Source organism: Senegalimassilia faecalis, assembly GCF_004135645.1.
Classification (GTDB): Bacteria; Actinomycetota; Coriobacteriia; order Coriobacteriales; family Eggerthellaceae; genus Senegalimassilia; species Senegalimassilia faecalis.
This window is the reverse complement of sequence record NZ_SDPW01000001.1, coordinates 305916-323477: the sequence shown is the minus strand read 5'-3', so window position 1 is coordinate 323477 and position 17562 is coordinate 305916. Positions and strand designations below refer to the sequence as shown.

13 protein-coding genes, 1 tRNA gene and 1 riboswitch are annotated in these 17562 nt (G+C 64.2%); of the genes, 11 read left to right on the top strand and 3 right to left on the bottom strand.

Annotation, left to right across the window (positions count from 1 at the left end; all coding sequences use genetic code 11):
- Positions 1-2: 2 nt before the first annotated feature.
- Positions 3-1514: a helix-turn-helix transcriptional regulator gene (locus ET524_RS01405; RefSeq protein ID WP_129423032.1), complete on the bottom strand. Its 1512-nt coding sequence runs from the start codon at positions 1512-1514 to the stop codon at positions 3-5.
- Between the two features lie 222 nt (positions 1515-1736).
- Here ET524_RS01405 and ET524_RS01400 point away from each other — a divergent pair, with 222 nt between their 5' ends.
- From ET524_RS01400 to rlmKL, 10 genes are all read left to right on the top strand, one after another.
- On the top strand, positions 1737-2444 hold the full coding sequence (locus ET524_RS01400) for a TorD/DmsD family molecular chaperone (protein WP_161566575.1): 708 nt from the start codon (positions 1737-1739) through the stop codon (positions 2442-2444).
- Positions 2444-3094 (top strand): hypothetical protein, encoded by a 651-nt coding sequence (locus ET524_RS01395; protein ID WP_129423030.1) that lies wholly within the window; start codon positions 2444-2446, stop codon positions 3092-3094. The genes ET524_RS01400 and ET524_RS01395 overlap by 1 nt, the downstream gene beginning before the upstream one ends.
- Positions 3095-3132: 38 nt before the next feature.
- Entirely contained in the window at positions 3133-6006 is a 2874-nt protein-coding gene (locus tag ET524_RS01390) for a molybdopterin-containing oxidoreductase family protein (RefSeq protein WP_129423029.1), read from the top strand.
- Positions 5991-6614 (top strand): 4Fe-4S dicluster domain-containing protein, encoded by a 624-nt coding sequence (locus ET524_RS01385; RefSeq protein WP_129423028.1) that lies wholly within the window; start codon positions 5991-5993, stop codon positions 6612-6614. The genes ET524_RS01390 and ET524_RS01385 overlap by 16 nt, the downstream gene beginning before the upstream one ends.
- Positions 6604-7416 carry a dimethyl sulfoxide reductase anchor subunit family protein gene (locus ET524_RS01380; protein WP_161566574.1) on the top strand — a complete coding sequence of 271 codons (813 nt, stop codon included), beginning with the start codon at positions 6604-6606 and terminating at the stop codon, positions 7414-7416. The genes ET524_RS01385 and ET524_RS01380 overlap by 11 nt, the downstream gene beginning before the upstream one ends.
- Before the next feature lie 227 nt (positions 7417-7643).
- Positions 7644-7739, top strand: a riboswitch (SAM riboswitch).
- A 10-nt stretch (positions 7740-7749) separates the two neighbouring features.
- Positions 7750-9015, top strand: a complete 1266-nt coding sequence (gene metK / locus ET524_RS01375; protein WP_129423026.1) for a methionine adenosyltransferase — start codon at positions 7750-7752, stop codon at positions 9013-9015.
- 41 nt (positions 9016-9056) lie between these two features.
- Positions 9057-9566 carry a PAS domain-containing protein gene (locus ET524_RS01370; protein WP_129423025.1) on the top strand — a complete coding sequence of 170 codons (510 nt, stop codon included), beginning with the start codon at positions 9057-9059 and terminating at the stop codon, positions 9564-9566.
- A 237-nt stretch (positions 9567-9803) separates the two neighbouring features.
- The gene (gene priA, locus ET524_RS01365; protein WP_129423024.1) at positions 9804-12197 is read left to right on the top strand and encodes a replication restart helicase PriA; all 2394 of its coding nucleotides are present in this window, start codon (positions 9804-9806) and stop codon (positions 12195-12197) included.
- A gap of 366 nt (positions 12198-12563) precedes the next feature.
- Positions 12564-13823 (top strand): RNA polymerase sigma factor RpoD, encoded by a 1260-nt coding sequence (rpoD, locus tag ET524_RS01360; RefSeq protein WP_129423023.1) that lies wholly within the window; start codon positions 12564-12566, stop codon positions 13821-13823.
- 88 nt (positions 13824-13911) lie between these two features.
- Positions 13912-16245, top strand: coding sequence for a bifunctional 23S rRNA (guanine(2069)-N(7))-methyltransferase RlmK/23S rRNA (guanine(2445)-N(2))-methyltransferase RlmL (gene rlmKL, locus ET524_RS01355; RefSeq protein ID WP_129423022.1), 2334 nt, complete (start codon positions 13912-13914; stop codon positions 16243-16245).
- A 223-nt stretch (positions 16246-16468) separates the two neighbouring features.
- Here the strand turns inward: rlmKL and ET524_RS01350 are convergent, their stop codons facing one another.
- Positions 16469-17131, bottom strand: coding sequence for a YczE/YyaS/YitT family protein (locus ET524_RS01350; RefSeq protein WP_129423021.1), 663 nt, complete (start codon positions 17129-17131; stop codon positions 16469-16471).
- A gap of 192 nt (positions 17132-17323) precedes the next feature.
- On the opposite strand from ET524_RS01350, the gene ET524_RS01345 reads away from it, so the two are divergent.
- A tRNA-Val gene (locus tag ET524_RS01345) sits at positions 17324-17398 on the top strand.
- Here ET524_RS01345 and ET524_RS01340 read toward each other — a convergent pair.
- Positions 17377-17559, bottom strand: coding sequence for a hypothetical protein (locus ET524_RS01340; RefSeq protein ID WP_129423020.1), 183 nt, complete (start codon positions 17557-17559; stop codon positions 17377-17379). The genes ET524_RS01345 and ET524_RS01340 overlap by 22 nt on opposite strands.
- Between the last annotated feature and the right edge of the window lie 3 nt (positions 17560-17562).

Here is a 17562-nt window from a genome sequence, read left to right as displayed (position 1 = left end):
TGCTATGCCCTTGGTGCGCCTGTGCAAATGCCATCGCGCTTCTGCTCCACCAGCTCGATGATTTGCGCGCGGTTGCTGACTTCAAGCTTTGCGTGGATGTTGCGCACGTGCGCGCGCACGGTGTGGATGGATATGACCAGCGCATCGGCGATTTGCTGGGCGCTCATGCCCTTCGCCAGCATCAGCAGCACCTCCGCCTCGCGCGTTGTCAGCTGCCCATCGGCGGCAACCTCTTCGCACGCCTGCTTCCACAGGGCCTTCTGCGTGCGCACGGACACGTCGTCGGCGTCTTCCTCCTCTTCAACGGGTTGAATGAGGTCGTTGAGCTTGTTCTCGGGGAACACGATGACCGTCACCAGCATGCACAGTGCGGCAAGCGTGAGATTCACCACCAAAAAATGCGCGCTTGAGATGTTGGCGTCCAGCAGGAATATGGCGACTATCGACCCGCTGGCCAGGCCCAGCGACAGCGCGGCGGTGCCGAAGCACATCACCTTCACGCAGTTGCCGCGCATCTGATAGCCCAGGTAGGCGCAAATGGCCCAGATGAACAGATCCGTTCCATAGCCGGCGAAGTCAAGCGTCGCCGCCGCAAGCACGGGGGAGGTTTCCCGCAGCACCGAAACGGCCAGCTGCGGCACGATGAAGCACAGCGCCAGCGGATAGAAGATGTGGGCGATGGACTTGTCGGGCGGCGTGGACAGGTCTAGCGCGATGAAGACCAGCATCAGCACCACGAGCGCCAGCATGACGTAGCGCATGCACAGCATCGATTGCGAGGCGGGCAGGGCGGTGAGGATGTAGCTTTTCGACACCTCTTGGCACAGCGAGTACACGAAGATGGCGATGAGCAGGTTGCGGAAGCGCGCCGGAAGCTTGCCGATGGTGTTGATGAGGGCAAGGTCTTGCGGCGAGTCGCGCTTCACCGACAGCGACAGCGCGCTGAAGACGGGCAACAGCACGAACAGGATGACGCCGATGGCGAACGAGTACCCCTCGATAAACGAATAGACGCCGATGGCGAACAGCGCGCACAGGCTGATGGACAGAAACGAGCGACGCGGCGAGGTGGTGCAGAGGATGGTGGCGCTGCGCGCGAGCATGAACGTGGTGCCGAAGCCGGCAAGCGCGGCGCCGACGATGAACGTGGCGAGGCTGTCGATATAGCCGCCGCCGACCAAGATCATCAGCAGCGTCCCCGCCGATCCGATGGCCGCACCGGCGGCCAGGAAGCGGTGCGAGACGATCGCGCGCATGCTGCGCTGCCCGCGCGTGCCCAGCGCGATGAGCGTTGCCACCGACGCCAGAAGGTGCGCAATGAACAGATACGAGATAAGGATGGCCGAATCGGCCTGCGTGTTCCACACCGATCCCGAGAACGCGACCAGGTTCCACGCGAACCAGAACGCGAAGCCAAGATAGGACACGGCGGGCAGATGCGTGTTGATGCCCCGCAAAAGCTCCTGGGCGCCCGTGGCTGCCGGCGCGGTTTCCGAAGTGTTTGTCTGCTGCATATTCGATTCCCCCTAAAGACCCTTCGCGCCGCATTGTAAAAGAGCGCCCTTCACGTGGTCAATATGTGGGTAAGGCGTTTACCTAATTAGTGACTAGGGTAACCGCGAAATAGTCAATTGATAGGTATGTCCAGGTCAGACGCTTGTCCTCTAGGATGCGAATCGCTGATGAGGGGCGGAGCGGCAAAGCTTCGCCAGCAAGACCACACAAGGGGGCAAGACGTGGAGACGACGCAGTTGCAAAATGAGCGCGCCGATGCGTGCGCCGAGCGCGCCGGCTTTTGGCGGTATTTGAGCCGACTGTTCTATCGAGAGCTCGACGAAGAGTTGCTTGAGCGTTTGCGCGGACAGGCGGTGCTGCCGCTGTCCGACGATTTCGATGCCGACGAGCGGGCGTTTGCGCGCGGGTCGAACAAGATGGCGAAGTACGTGCTTGCGCAAAACCCCGACACGCTGACGCAGTCGCGTTGCGATTACGCTCGCGTGTTTTTGGGGGCAGGGTCGACGACCGATGACCCGGTCAGCCCGTTTGAAAGCGTGTACACCAGCGAGGAGCACCTGCTGATGCAAGGCGCGCGCGACAACATGTTCCGCACGCTTATAGCCGCTGGGCTTGCGCTTGACGATGACTACAACATGCCCGAGGACCACATCTCGTTCGAGTTCCAGTATGTGGCCCACCTGCTTGACGCCGAGGCCGCGGCTTGCCGGGCCGGCGATGCGCAAGCGGCCGATGCCGCGCAGGAGCAGGTGCGGGCGTTTTTCGAGAATCACATCGCGAACTGGGTTCCGCGGTTTTGCCAGGCTGCCGCGCAGCTTGCGCGCACGCCGTTTTACCGCGGGCTGTGCGAGTGCACGGCGGCGTGGGTTTGCCTGGAGCAGCGCTGCTACGCGGATGACGATGCGGCGGCAGAGCAGGAGGTGGCGTGATGAGCGAGCAGCTGAAAGGCGAAGAAGCAACGAGCGCGCCCGATGAACTCGAGCAAGCGGTGGTGCTTATCCGCCGAGAGCCGGGCAAGCGCGAGCTGTACCTGGAAGCGCTTGCGGCGGCCGGCGGCGAAGGCGCCGACCCTATCAGCCGCTTCGACCTTGAGGGCCGCATGGCGGCAAAACCCCAGGCTGCAACCATGTTCCAGTCTATGGGCACGCTGATAGACGCGCTGGTGCGCGAAGGCCTGCTTGCCGAGCAGCTGCCCGAGCCCGAATACGACCCCGACATCGAAGAGGAGCGCGTGGACATGGCGCGCGCCACGTATACGCTAACCGACAAGGGCGGCAAGGTGCTTGAACGCTTGCGTCCGTCTGCCCGCTTAGCGCGCCTGTTTGCCGACGAACCGGAAAACGCCGAGGGCTTTCGCCGACTGCTGGTGTTTTGCAACGGTACCAAGCGCACGAAACGCCAGATAGACGATGAACTTGCCGCTATCTGCGCCGCGGCGCCCCGGTCGCGCCACGTGTCGGCCGCGGCCATCTACCCCAGCTATTTCACGGACCGCCTGGAGCAATGCGCCGGCCTGGTCTGGGAGGACGGTTGGACGACCACGAAGGAAGGCGCTGCTTTCCTTGCGGTCTTTCAATAAGACGAGCTAACCCAAGAAGAAACAAAGGAGGAGGTTTCATGGGACAAGCGACAATGACGCGTCGCAGCTTCGCGAAGGTCTCGGCCCTTGTGGCCAGCGGCGCGGCGCTCGGCGCAACCATCGACGTGGGCAACCTGGTGGCTGCCGAAGCGAAGGTGACCAGCAGCGGCACCCGCAAGGTGAAGACGCTGTGCCGCGCCTGCGTGGCGCGCTGCGCCGTCATCGCCACCGTGGAAAACGGGCGCGTGGTGAAGCTTGAGGGCAATACCGAGGACGGCACGACGCATGGCGGCCTGTGCGCGAAGGGCCTGTCGGGCATCCAGGCGCTGTACAACCCCAACCGCAACAAGTACCCCATGCGTCGCGTGGGCGAGCGCGGCGGCAACGAGTGGGAGCGCATCACGTGGGAGCAGGCCATCGACGAGATCGCGCAGAAGCTGTGGGAGTCCAAGAAGCAATACGGCCCCGAGTCTATCTTCATGTCCACGGGCGGCGGCGGAAACCCGCAGTTCTGGAGCGTGAACCGTTTCGCGGCGGCCATCCAGTCGCCCAACACGTTCGAGCCGGGCTGCGCGCAGTGCTACCTGCCGCGCATGGTGTCGTACAAGCTTATGTACGGCGGAGATTTCATGACGGGCAACTGCTCTATGGCCGACTCGAACTGCTTCGAGATGTACAACCCCGAGGTCGACATCGACGCCGTGGTCATCTGGGCGGCGCAGCCGGCGGCCGACACGCCTCCGGGCGGTGGGCGCGTCATGGCCGACCGCCGCGCTGCGGGCTGCAAGACGGTTGTGGTGGACCCGCGCTTCACCGTGGACGCCGCGCGCGCCGACGTGTGGCTGCCCATCCGCGCCGGCTCCGACGTTGCTATGCAGCTGTGCTGGGTGAAGTACATGATCGAGAAGCGCGGCTACGATGCCGACTTCTGCCTGAAGTGGACGAACCTGCCGTACCTGGTGGACCCGAAGACGGGCATTCCGGTTCGCGCCGTTGACCTGGGCTTGGTGTCGAAAGAGGAAAACGACGCGCAGATGGCCGCCACGGCAACCGATACGCTGACGGGTCATGCCACGGCGAAGAGCAACGACAACCCGGCGCTTGGCTATTGCGGCATCCCGTACTTCGTCATCTGGGATAAGAAAACCGGCGGCCCCGTTGCCGTGCCGTATCCGAAGTCCGAAGAGGAGCTCAACCGCTTCTTCGACGAGGAAACGGAAGCTGAGCTGTTCAACGACGAGGGCTATACCATCGACGGCGTCAGCGGCTACAAGACGGCGTTCCAGCTTACCTACGAGCGTTCGCGCGAGTGGACGCTTGAGAAGACGGCCGAGGTGACGTGGTGCGATGCGGCCGACATCGAGGCGGCCATCGACATCTTCTGCGAGGCGAAGACGGCGGGCATCGTCGGCGGCGTTGCCACCGACCAGAACCCGCAGTCCGGCCAGGCTTCGGCGGGCTATGCGCTGCTTTCGCTGCTGAACGGCGACGTGGAAAAGCCCGGTGCGCTTTTGCAGCGTTTCCCCAAGCCTGCAATGGCCGATGAACTTGGCGGCATGTACGGCCTGGTCAGCGCCGACATGGAGCGTAACCGCCTTGGCTTTTCCGAGCATCGCGGCATCGGCCAGTGGGCCATGTCGGTCATCCCGTACGTGTGGGACGCCATCGAAACTGGCAAGCCGTACAAGCCGCGCATCTGGCTGGAGCGTTCGGGCAACAAGCTGCAGAACCTTGCCGAAACGGAGCGCTGCTACAACCTGCTGCCGCAGCTTGACCTGATCGTGCACATGTACATGTATCCCACCAGCTTCACCATCGAGGCGGCCGACTACGTGCTTCCCATCCTGGAATGGCTTGAGTCGAACCAGCCCATCCAGATTCTGAACAAGGTGTTCGCGCGCCAGGAGTGCACGCACCTGTTCGAGACGCGCAACGAGGCCATGATTTGGTCCGACCTGACCAAGCGCATGATGGAGCTTGGCGACGAGGACTGCCGCGAGGCCATCTACGACACGAAGGGCATGGTGGCCGCCGCCGGTGGCATCCCCATGCCGCTGACCGACACCGATGAGCGCAACGCGCACGTGGCCGGGCTTGGCATGACGTGGGACGAGTTCTGCGACAAGGCGCCGTACGAGTTCTGCAGCTGGGAAGACTGGCATACCTATTACTACTACAAGCAAACCGATGCCTGCGGCTACCTTACCGGTTTCGGCACGGCATCGGGCAAGTGCGAGCCGTACTCGGAGGGCTACATCACGCTTGGCCTGTCGGCAAGCCCGTGGGCTATGCACCCCGAGGTGTTCGTTGATAACCCCGTCGAGAACCCGAACGCGGCAAACTCGTTGGTCAAGTACGGTTACGACCCGCTTCCGTACTACGAGGAGCCCGAGGAAAGCCCGCTGACGGACACGGAATACCCGCTGGTGATGAGCAACGGCCGTTTACCGATGTACCACCACGGCACGCTGCGCAACGTTCCCTACCTGCGCGAGATCTACCCCGTCCCCGAGGTGTGGGTGTATCCCGACGACGCCGAGAAGTACGGCGTGAAAGACGGGCAGTGGGCCTGGATTCGCTCGCGCCGCGCCGAGATTCGCGGCAAGGTGCGCGTGACGAAGGGCGTGCGCCCCGGCGAGGTGTACATGGAGCGCTTCTGGCTTCCCGAGTTCTTGGACCAGGAAGGCAAGCGCGACCAATCGTGGTGCTCGGTCACCGTTAACCGCCTGTCGAAGTCGACGGGGCGTCTGTCCGACGTCAACGGCACGTACACGCTGCGCGCTTACCAGGTGGCAATCGCCCCGGCCGAAAGCGGTCCGGAAGGCGCCTGGACGGAGCCTGAGGACTTCGAGCCCTGGATGCCGCAGTACAGCGAACCCACGGAGGTGATTCAGACATGCGTAACGCTATAGTGGTTGACCTGGACCGATGCTCCGGGTGCTTCAGCTGCGAGATTGCCTGCAAAATGGAGAACGGCATCGCGCTGGGGTCGTATTACAACAAGGTGATGACGGTGGGGCCGTTCGGCGACTTCCCGCACATCCAGCAGTACTTCCTTCCCGTGCACTGCCAGCAATGCGAAAACGCCCCGTGCGTGCATGTGTGCCCGACGGGCGCAAGCTACCGCGATCCCGACACGAACGTGGTGCTGGTGGACAAGGCGAAGTGCATCGGCTGCAAGTATTGCATGATGGCCTGCCCCTACGGCGTGCGCTCGTGGAACAAAGAAGAGCGCGTTGTGGAGAAATGCACGCTGTGCGGACATCTGACCGCGCAGGGTGACCTGCCGGCGTGCGTGCACAACTGCCCGGGTGGGGCGCGCTTCTACGGCGATCTGGATGACCCGACCTCGGATGCGTCCAAAGCGCTTGCCGCTGCCGAGAAGTCGGCCGTTCACACGCTGACCGACGTGGGCAACAAGCCTGCGACGCACTACATCTTGTCCGAGCGCTATGCGCAGTGGCAGGAATCGAAGGATTTGGCCGGATCGGGCCGCTATATGCAGAAAGATGGTGAGTAGGATGGAAATCCAGTGGTCGTTGGTCCTGTTCACCGTGCTGACGGGCGCGGGCGGCTGGATGCTGGCATGCGTGGCCATCGATGAGTTCGCCGGCAAGACGCGCGCTACGAACAAGCTTGCCGTCGTGGTGGCGGCTGTGGTGGCGTGCGCGGGCGGCATCGCGTCGGTGACGCACCTGTCGCATCCCGAGCACATCATGGGGGCGCTCAGTCACCCCACCAGCGGCATTTTCGTGGAGGCAGCGCTGACCGGGCTTATGGCCGTGTGCGCCATCGTGTACTTCGTGCTGCTGGTACGCGAGGCCTCTGCTGGTGCACGCAAGGCGTTTGCGGTGCTGGGCGCCGTGTTCGGCGTGCTGCTTTCGTTCATGGCCGGCGAATCGTACATGATGTCGTCGCAGCTGGCGTGGAACACGCCGCTTCTGCCGCTGGGCTATGCGGGCACGGCCATGCCGCTTGGCGTGGCGCTGTACCTGGCCTTGGCGGCCTGGCGCAAAGAGCCCGACACCAGTCTGTTCGCGAAGCTGCTGGTGGCCGGCGGCGTGGTGGCCGCGCTGACGGCGGCCGCGTACGGCGTTGTTTCTGGTGCCGGTGCCGACCAGGCGCTTTTGGTGTGGGGCTTGGCCGTTATCGTTGGCGGCGCGGCTCCTGCGGCGCTGGGCGCGCTGGCGGCGAAAACGCCTGAGCAGGTGCTTTCGCTGGCCGCAGCGGCGGCGGTGTGCTGCTTGGCTGGCGCCACCGCGTATCGCTGCACGATGTGGCTTGCGTCGGTGACGGTGAACAACTTCTTCGGCTTGCTGTAAGCCGATTCGTCCCCGCAGCAACCCCCCCTCTAAACTTGCTGCGCGTGGATTTCCCTTTGGAAGGCCCGTCCGGTTTGCGCCGGGCGGGCCTTCCGCACTTTTCGCGCGTACCTAGATATGGTGATTCCACGCGCGTGGCCGCGGCGGCGTGACAAATGCTGCCTGTGTGGTAGTATTCGCAGCTAGCATAAACGCGGGCGGCCTTTGCGCGGTCGCCCGAGCATATCCGTTTATCAAGAGTCGGGGGAGAGGGTTGGCTCGCTGATCCCGACACCAACCTGGGGCAAGCGGCCCCAAGGTGGTCCGGCCGACAACGATGAAGGAGGAACATCTATGGCCAACGCGCACAATTCTTACCTGTTCACGTCCGAATCCGTCACCGAGGGTCATCCCGACAAGGTGTGCGACCAGATCTCCGATGCCGTGCTCGACGCCATCCTGGAGAAGGAAACCGAGCTTGCCAAGCAGGGCTACGTGTCCCCGTCGGGCCAGCCGGCAGACCCCACGCAGGTGCGCTGTGCCTGCGAGACCATGGCCACCACGGGCATGATCATCGTGGCCGGCGAGATCCGCACGCAGGCATACGTCGACGTTCCCGCGCTTTCGCGCGAGGTGCTGCGCGAGATCGGCTACGACCGCGCGAAGTACGGCTTCGACTGCGACACGTGCGGCGTGCTCAATGCCATCCACGACCAAAGCCCCGACATCGCCCAGGGCGTCGACGAGTCCTACGAGGCCCAGCACGGCCAGGCCGGCGACGACCCCTACGAGAAGGTCGGCGCGGGCGACCAGGGCATGATGTTCGGCTACGCGTGCGACGAGACGTCCACGCTCATGCCCATGCCCATCTACCTGGCACAACGCATGTCCGAGCAGCTGGCCAAGGTGCGCAAGAACGGCACCATGCCCTACCTGCGCCCCGACGGCAAAACGCAGGTGTCCGTGCGCTATGTGGACGACAAGCCCGTCAACGTGGAGAAGGTGGTCGTGTCCACGCAGCATTCCGAGGACATCTCCACCGAACAGCTGCGCGCCGAGATCGAAGCGAACGTCATCCGACCCGTTCTCGAGCGCGAGGGCGTGGAGCTGGCGCCTGACGCCGGCATCCACATCAACCCCACCGGCCGCTTCGTCATCGGCGGCCCCATGGGCGACTGCGGCCTGACCGGCCGAAAGATCATCGTCGACACCTACGGCGGCATGGGCCGTCACGGCGGCGGCGCATTTTCCGGCAAGGACTGCACGAAGGTGGACCGCTCGGCTGCCTACGCGGCGCGCTGGGTGGCGAAAAACGTGGTGGCCGCCGGCTTGGCGCACCGCTGCGAGGTGCAGGTTGCCTACGCCATCGGCATGGCTCAGCCTGTGTCCATCATGGTGGACACGTTCGGCACCGAGTCCGTGCCCGTGGCCGACATCGAACGCGCCGTCTCCGAAGTGTTCGACTTGCGCCCCGGCGCCATCATCGACGAGCTGAACCTGCGTCGCCCCATTTACCGCAAGACGGCCGCCTACGGTCACTTCGGTCGCGAGCTTCCCGAGTTCACTTGGGAGGCCACCGACAAGGCCGAAGCTTTGAAAAAGGCGTGCAATCTGGCATAACAAGAGGGCTAACATACTCTGCGTGAGAGAAGAGGGCCCGGATGGGTAATGCCAAGCGCGCCGTTCAGCTGACCGTTGACAACGATACTAAGGTTGTCAATGACTACGACGCATTGGATGCCCTGATCAAGCAACACGTGCAAAGCCTGCTGGAAGCGAACTATGCGGTCGGCGTCGTCGAGGGATTGCTCGACGACAACCTGACCGTCACGTACGCCAGCAGGCTTTTTTATAAGCATTTTGGCTACGGAACCGATGACGTCAAGCGGTTCAACGGCCATTCGTTTCTGGACATCGTCTACCCCGATGACTTGGAAGAATTCAAGTGCAAGCTGTTCAGCTGGCTGACCGACCTTCGCCACGACTTCCACTTCGACGCCACGTATCGCGCACATGTGCGCGGAAACGGGTACGTGTGGTTCCGCTCCGTTGGCAACGCGAACCGCCGCAGCGACGGGTCGGTCAGCCATGCCGTAGGCGTGTTCTTCAACGTTGACGAAGCCCAGCGCCAAAAAGAGCTTGCGCGCGTGCTCGACTCGTGCTGGGGGTAGTGGAAGTTTTTCGAGCGTGGATGTAACGGCGCTGTGGGCTTGTGCCTGTGGCGCCTTTTTTGCTTGCGGTGACTGTGCGGTGACTGTACGGTGTGCTTGCGGGGCGGTGGGCTGGCTGGGCATGGCGCTGGTTTTGCCGTCTGTTCCGTTCCGCGCCGGAAAGAGAGGGCATGCAAAAGCGTTCATTTGTTCGCTTTTCGAGCGAAACCCGCGCATTCGCTGGTATACTGATTTGCTATGAAACTAGCTCACGTCATCTTGGACATACCTACGCAGGCGCTTGACGCGCCTTATACCTACGCGGTTCCCGAAGAGGGGCTGTTCGCCGCCGCATGCGAAGGAGCGGGCGACGAAGAGGGCGCCGATGCGCAGCGCGACTACGCCGTGGCCGTTGGCGCGGCGGTGCTGGTGCCGTTCGGTCACCGGCGGGCCATCGGGTTCGTGGTGGACATTCGCGAATACGGCCAGCCGGGCGGGCCTGATTGGCCGGCTGAGGTGGACCCGGCGAAGCTCAAGGCCATCGTGCGCGCCGTCAGCCGACCGTATTTCGACGAGGAAGGCGCCGCGTGCGCGCAGTGGCTTTCCGAGCGCTACATCGCGCCGCTTTCCGCGTGCGTGCGCCTGTTCACGCCGCCCGGCGGTGTGGCGCGCATGGTGCGCGGCCGTGATGGTCGCTGGCGGCTTGAACAGCCCATCGTGGGCGAGGTGGACGATCGCTGGGTGGTGCCGGGGCCGGCGCTGGCCGCGTTTTCGCCGCGCAAGAACGCGGTGAAGCAGGCGCAGGTGGTCGAGGCGCTGCGCGGCGGCGAGCTGCGCGTGGCCGAGCTGGCGGCCCAGTTCGGAGCGGTGTCGTCGGTACTCAAGGCGCTTGAGGCCAAAGACGTGGTGCGCGTGGTGCGCCGCCGCCGCATGCGCGGCGTGCAGGGCGCGGCTTCAGGGTCGGTGACCGATTGCAACCGGCAGCACGTCCCTTCGGCCAAGCCCGCGCTTACGGCAGGCCAGGCTGCGGCGCTTTCCGCTATCGAGCGCGCGTGCGATGCCGGCTGCGGGCGCGTGGTGCTGATGGACGGCGTCACGGGCTCGGGCAAAACCGAGGTGTACCTGCAGGCTATCGAGCGCGTGCTGGCGCAGGGGCGCACCGCGTGCGTTTTGGTGCCTGAGATTTCGCTGACGCCGCAGACGGTGGGGCGCTTCCGCGGACGCTTCGGCGACACGGTGGCCGTCATGCATTCGCGCATGTCGGCCGGCGAGCGCTTCGACCAGTGGGATTTCATCCACTCGGGCGCGGCCCGCGTGGTGGTGGGCGCACGCAGCGCCCTGTTCACGCCGCTTGCCAACATCGGGCTCATCGTCATCGACGAGGAGCACGAGGGCAGCTACAAGCAAGACAGCGCGCCGCGCTACCATGCGCGCGACGTGGCGGTGTGGATGGCCCGTCGCAGCGGGGCGGCCGTGGTGCTCGGCAGCGCCACGCCTTCCATCGAGTCGCTGTACCAGTGCGCGAAAAACCCGCTGTGGGAGCAGGTGCTTTTGCCCGAGCGCGCCAACGGCCGCCCCATGCCCGAGGTGCGCGTGGTGGACATGGCGCGCGAGTTCGCCGAAGGGTCGCGCTCCATGTTCTCGGCGGCGCTTGCGCGCGGGCTGCAGGAAGAGCTTTCGGCCGGGCGCAAAGCGGTGCTGCTGCTCAACCAGCGCGGGTTCGCGAAGTTTCTGCTGTGCCGCGAATGCGGGTTCGTGCCGAAGTGCCCGCACTGCGAAACGTCGCTGACCTACCACGAGCGCGGCAACTTCCTTATCTGCCACCATTGCGGGTTCCGCCAGGCCACGCCGTCGGTGTGCCCGAAGTGCAAAAGCCCCTACCTTAAGAAGTTCGGTGCGGGGACGCAGCGCGTGGAAGACGAGCTGCGCGTGGTGCTCGACGGCATGGAGGGCGTGGGGCCGGACGTGCCCATCATCCGCATGGACGCCGACACCACCAGCGGCAAAGGCGCGCACCAGCGCCTGCTCGAGCAGTTCGCCGCTGCCGACGCCGCCGTGCTGTTGGGTACGCAGATGATCGCGAAGGGCCTTGACTTCGACGACGTCACGCTCGTGGGCGTCATCAACGCCGATACGCAGCTGCAGCTGCCCGACTACCGCGCGCACGAGCGCACGTTCGACCTTATCGAGCAGGTGGCCGGCCGTGCCGGGCGCGCCGAGCTGCCCGGCCGCGTGCTCGTGCAAACCTACGAGTCGGACGCCGCGCCCATCCGCGCGGCGGCGTGCTACGACCGCGCGCTGTTTCTGCGCGACGAGCTGCCGAAGCGCCGCTTGCTGGGATATCCGCCCTACGTGCGCATGGCCAACGTGCTGGTGTGGGGCGCCCACGAGCCCGACGTGCAGGCGCTTGCGAAGGAAATCCAGCGCGACCTGGACAAAGCCGTGCACAGCTACGGCGGGCAGGATTGGGCTGTGCTGCCCGCTACGCCGTGCGTGCTGGCGAAGCTGCGCAACACGTATCGCTGGCACGTGGTGGTGAAGTGCCCCGCCGACGCCGACATCTCGCGCGTGTTGCTGCCGTACTTCAGGCGTCGCAAGCCCGACAAATGGGTGAACGTGGCGGTGGACGTGGACCCCGACGACTTGCTGTAAGCGTGCGGCGGCCTGCGGGCGCGGCGCATTGCCGGCAGCGACGTCTCGCGCTGGCGGCGCTGCTTGGCGCCGTGGCTTTCCTGGGCTGACATCTCGTGCTTACGGCGTTACGCTCGCCGCTTGGCGCCGTGGCTTTCCAGGGCGGGCGTTTCGTGCTTGCGGCGTTGCGTTCGTTGCCGTGGCAAGCGGTGTTCGCGCGAGGCTTTCGCCTGCTGCGCTGACGCCGAAACTTCGGGTTCGCATGAACTTCTCCCTGTTCGTCTCTTTATCAAACGGGGAAATTATGCTATCTTAATTTGATGCATCTTTGCGCCCTTTTTGCGGAACGTAAAAGGGCGCTATTTATCCTGTCGAAAGGAAGAACACGTGGCTCAAGCTTCGAAGAACCAAGCAACTGCTTCCAAAGCGAAAAAAACCGCAAAAGCTGCCGCAAAGGCCGCGCCGGTTGTTGAGGAAGAAGTGCTGGAGGACGAGGACGTGCTTGACGCGGACGACGTCGAGCCCGATATGAGCAGCACCGAGGTTGCCTCTGACGACAAGCCCGAATCGAACATCAACGAGGACGGCGAGGAAGAGGACCTGCTCGAAGGCATTCCCGAGGAAGAGCTCAAAGCTGCTTCCGACGTGTCGCTGCCGAAGGTGCGCGCGAAAAAGACGCGCAGCTCGGTTCGCAAGCGCAACGAAGCCGCCAACGTCACCATGCTTACGGGCGACCCGGTGCGCATGTACCTGAAGGAAATCGGCAAGGTTCCGCTGCTTACCGCCGCCGAGGAAATCGACCTGGCCATGAAGATCGAGGCCGGCGTTGCCGCTACGGCCGAGCTTGACAAGGCGGAAGAGGAAGGCCGCGAGCTCGATCGCCGCGAAAAGCGCCGCCTGGGCCGCGTTGAGCAGGTGGGCCTTGACGCCAAGCAGCAGCTTATCGAGGCGAACCTGCGTCTGGTCGTATCCATCGCCAAGCGCTACGTTGGCCGCGGCATGCTGTTTTTGGACCTTATCCAGGAAGGCAACCTGGGCCTGATCCGCGCCGTCGAGAAGTTCGACTACACGAAGGGCTTCAAGTTCTCCACGTACGCCACGTGGTGGATTCGCCAGGCCATCACGCGCGCCATCGCCGACCAGGCGCGCACCATCCGCATCCCGGTGCATATGGTGGAAACCATCAACAAGCTCGTGCGCATCCAGCGCCAGCTGCTGCAGGAGCTTGGTCGCGAACCAACGCCCGAGGAAATCGGCAAGGAGATGGGCCTGCCCGCCGAGCGCGTGCGCGAAATCCAGAAGATCAGCCAAGAGCCGGTTTCGCTGGAAACGCCTATCGGCGAGGAAGAGGATTCCCAGCTCGGTGACTTCATCGAGGACGACGCCGCCGTTGTGCCCCCCGACGCCGCCAGCTTCAGCATGTTGCAAGAGCAGCTGTCGAAGGTGCTTGACGGCCTGGCCGAGCGCGAACGCAAGGTCATCAGCCTGCGCTTCGGCCTGGAAGACGGCCACCCGCGCACGCTTGAAGAGGTCGGGCGCGAGTTCGGCGTCACGCGCGAGCGCATTCGCCAGATCGAAAGCAAAACGCTTGCGAAGCTGCGCCATCCTTCCCGCAGCTCGAAGCTGAAGGATTACCTGGAAGATTAAATGGAAACGCGGGTCGCTTACGGCTCGCGTTTCTTTTCGGTTGAGGGCCGCACGCCCGAATATTCGACGCCTCAAGAAAGACTTCGAAATGACAAGTACGAATGAACGAGTTGAATACGAGCTGTTTGCCAGCTGCCTGGCGGGCTTCGAGCAGTTTTTGGCTGCCGAGCTTAAGCACCTGCGCGCCCGCCGCATCCGCCCGCTGCACGGCGGCGTGTCGTTTTACGGCACGGCTGCGGTGGCGCAGCGCGTGTGCCTGTGGTCGCGTTTGGCCTCGCGCATCACGCTGGTGGTGCGGCGCGTGAACGCCGGCGATGCCAACCTGCTGTACGAGGGCATCCGCCGTATCCCGTGGCATGAGGTCATCGCTCCGGGCGCCAGTATCGCCGTGCACGCGCACGGCATGAACGACGAGCTGCGCAACACCCACTTCACGGAGTTGAAGGTCAAAGACGGCATCTGCGACGCGCTGCGCGAGCGCACGGGGGCGCGCCCGAACGTGGACAGCGCCGATCCCGATGCCAACATCGACGTGCGCGTGCGCGAAAACCGCGCCACTATCTCGTTGGACCTGTCGGGTGAATCGCTGTACGCGCGCGCTTACTTGGAGCCCGATGCGGGTCAGGACGCGCCGCTTGAGTGCGCGCTGTCCGCCGGCGCGCTTGCCATGGCGCAGTGGGGCGAGTCGTGCAAGACGGCGGCGTTGGTGGACCCGGCGTGCGGCGACGGCTCGCTGGTGGTGGAAGCTGCCGGCATGGCCTGCGACATGGCGCCGGGCTTGGCGCGCAGTCGCTGGGGCTTTGAAGGCTGGGCGGCGTTTGACGAGGATGCGTGGGAGCGCTTGCTCGACGAGGCCGACGAGCGTTTCGAGGAAGGCCTGGAGGCGGTGGGCGGCGCCGGCACGGCCAGCACTTCGGCGTCCGACCGTCCCGACCTGGAGCGCGTGCGCTTCGTGGGCGCTTGCACGTCAAGCCCGGCCATCGCGCGCGCCCGCACGCGCGCTAAGCGCGCGGGATTGCGCCAGGTGGTCAGCATCGAAGCCGGCGACGCGCACGTGGTGGCGGACATGACCAGGCGCGCTTGTGGCGTGGCCGAGCGCCTTTCCGCAGGTAAAACGGCGGCCGAGGACGCGCAGCGCCCGTGCTTGGTTGCCAGCAACATGCCGGCGGGCGACCGCATCCAGTCCGAGGCGCGAGCCCAGGCGGAGGCTGCCGCGTTCGTGAAGGCCGCGCAGGCGGCCCCGGCGGGCAGCATGTATGTGGTGGTGGGCGGCCAGGGCGTGCAGGGCCGCTTCGGCGTCGATGCGGCCGACACGCTGCGCTTCGGCCGCGGGCGCGTGGAGGTGTCGGCGCAGCTGTTCATGCGCGCGCCTGCCGAAATGGCCACGGCCGTCATCCCCGACAGCGCTGGCGGCGCCGAGCACACCGTCGAGGTGTTCGAGGAAACGTCGCAGCAGTTCGCCGATCGCCTGCGCAAGGTGGCAAAAGAGCGTCGCAAGTGGGCGCGACGCGAAGGTGTCACGTGCTATCGTGTGTACGACGCCGACCTGCCCGATTACGCGGCTGCTATCGACATCTATACGGGTGCCGGCCAGGCCGAGGGCAACACGTACCTGCACATTGCCGAATACGCGCCGCCGCGTTCCATCGACGAGGACAGGGCGCGCCGCCGCTTCGACGACATCCTGACGGTGGCGCCGGTGGTGCTTGGCGTGCGCCCCGACCACGTGTTCTCGAAAGTGCGTTGCCGCGACAAGGGCGGCGGGCAATACCAGGGCGCGGGCAAGCGCAACTACGTCACGCACGTCGATGAGGCGGGCTGCCTGCTTGAAGTGGACCTGGCAGGCTACCTGGACACGGGGCTGTTCTTGGATCACCGCGACACGCGCGCCATGGTGCGTTCCATGGCCGATGGCAAGCGCTTCCTCAACCTGTTCGCCTACACGGGTTCGGCCACGGTGCAGGCGGCGGCCGGCGGGGCGGTGGAAACCGTCACGGTGGACCTGTCGCAAACTTACCTTGAGTGGGCGCAGCGCAATATGGAGCAGAACGGCTTTTCCGGCCCCGAGCACATGTTCGAGCGCGGCGACGTGATGAACTGGATCACGCAGTGCCGCCGCAACCCGCGTCGCTTCGACCTCATCTTCGTTGACCCGCCCACGTTCAGCAACTCGAAGGCCATGGGCAAGCGCACATGGGACGTGCAGCGCGACCACGTGGAGCTTCTGGTGGGCGTGTCGCGCCTTTTGACGAAGGGCGGCATCGCGGTGTTCAGCTGCAACCTGCGCTCGTTCAAGCCCGACTTCGAGCAGCTGGAGAAGTACGGCGTGGAACTTGAGGACATCACGGCCCAAACCATCCCGCACGACTTCGAGCGCAATCCGCGCATCCACAAGTGCTACCTGGTGCGCCACGTGAAGTAGCGCACAGCAAGCTTTGCACAGCAGCTCATAAGGGCATGAAAAGGGCCCGTCCGAATGCATCTCGCAGCTTTCGGACGGGCCCTGTGGTTTTTCTGCAACGCAATAAACTAGGTGCAAATCGCGTCAAAAGGCTGGGTTCCTTCAAGTGCTTAGCACGTGAAGGAACCCAGCCTTTTGACGCTGCCTATGCTCATGCGTGAACGGCGGTCGTTTTCGGCGTTGGCTACGCGGCGGTTTGTTCGTGCTCGGCACCGATAGCGGGGCGGGCGCCGCCCATGATGCGCACGAAGAAGTTCACCACGAAGCCGGTGATGACGGCCGCGGCCACCGTGCCTTCGCGCACGCCCACCAGCGTGCCCATGGTGGAAAACGACACGACGCAGGCGATGATGACGCAGCTGATGTCGAAGCCCACCTTCGTGTGGCCGAAGTTCCAGCCGGTTTTGCTGGTGATGGCGGCAACCAGCGCTTCGCCGCAGTTCATGGTCACGTTGGCCACCACGGTGCACGACACGCCTAGCGCCAGCGTCACGATGCCCACGGCCAGCGTGATCAGCGATAGCGCGTAGTTCACGGGGACAAGCCAAGAAAGCACGCCGTTGAACGCGTCGATGCTTAAGCTGAACAGTACGGAGATGGGAATCTGCAGCAGCGCAAGTGCCTTGAAGTGCCGGCGCAGGATGACCACTTGCCCTAGCAGCAGGGCGATATTCCAGAAGAACATGAACACGCCGTAGGAAACGCTGGGGAAGGCCACGCTCAGCACGTACCCCGTCGATGAGATGGGGGTGTTGCCGGTTGCCGATTTCGTCACGATCACGATTCCTGCCGCCATCACCACGATGCCGATGGCCAGCAGGCACCAACGTCCTACCATGTGCTTCATGCGTCTTCTTTCTATGAGAGGCTGGAGGGTTTTGCGCCGCGTCATGAATGGTCGCGCACAAACCCCGCTACGATTGTAGGCATTCAGGCATATGGTCGCAACCAAACTTTTTCAAAAAAGTTAAAATTGGGGGTTGCGCGGTAGGGTGGGTTCCTCTAATATATATTGAGCGCGCTACGGAGTACGCAATTCGGTCGCTTGGCTCAGCGGGAGAGCATCGCCTTCACACGGCGGGGGTCACAGGTTCAAATCCTGTAGCGACCACCACGAATGACAAGGCCGGGATCAAGTGATTCCGGCCTTTTTCTTTCAATAGTGTTCCAGTTGGCGAAGGCGCTGTGTGCGGTGCCGGACGTTTGCAGTGCGCCGCGTTTTTGAGTTTGCGTTTTTTCGCGTGCGTGCACGCCTGCAAGCTTTTGCGCGAACATGCT

Coding starts and splice junctions, on each gene's coding strand:
- ET524_RS01405 (WP_129423032.1), bottom strand. CDS start 1,514: ATGCAGCAGACAAACACTTCGGAAACCGCGCCGGCAGCCACGGGCGCC.
- ET524_RS01395 (WP_129423030.1), top strand. CDS start 2,444: ATGAGCGAGCAGCTGAAAGGCGAAGAAGCAACGAGCGCGCCCGATGAA.
- ET524_RS01390 (WP_129423029.1), top strand. CDS start 3,133: ATGGGACAAGCGACAATGACGCGTCGCAGCTTCGCGAAGGTCTCGGCC.
- ET524_RS01385 (WP_129423028.1), top strand. CDS start 5,991: ATGCGTAACGCTATAGTGGTTGACCTGGACCGATGCTCCGGGTGCTTC.
- ET524_RS01380 (WP_161566574.1), top strand. CDS start 6,604: ATGGTGAGTAGGATGGAAATCCAGTGGTCGTTGGTCCTGTTCACCGTG.
- metK (WP_129423026.1), top strand. CDS start 7,750: ATGGCCAACGCGCACAATTCTTACCTGTTCACGTCCGAATCCGTCACC.
- ET524_RS01370 (WP_129423025.1), top strand. CDS start 9,057: ATGGGTAATGCCAAGCGCGCCGTTCAGCTGACCGTTGACAACGATACT.
- priA (WP_129423024.1), top strand. CDS start 9,804: ATGAAACTAGCTCACGTCATCTTGGACATACCTACGCAGGCGCTTGAC.
- rlmKL (WP_129423022.1), top strand. CDS start 13,912: ATGACAAGTACGAATGAACGAGTTGAATACGAGCTGTTTGCCAGCTGC.
- ET524_RS01350 (WP_129423021.1), bottom strand. CDS start 17,131: ATGAAGCACATGGTAGGACGTTGGTGCCTGCTGGCCATCGGCATCGTG.
- ET524_RS01340 (WP_129423020.1), bottom strand. CDS start 17,559: ATGTTCGCGCAAAAGCTTGCAGGCGTGCACGCACGCGAAAAAACGCAA.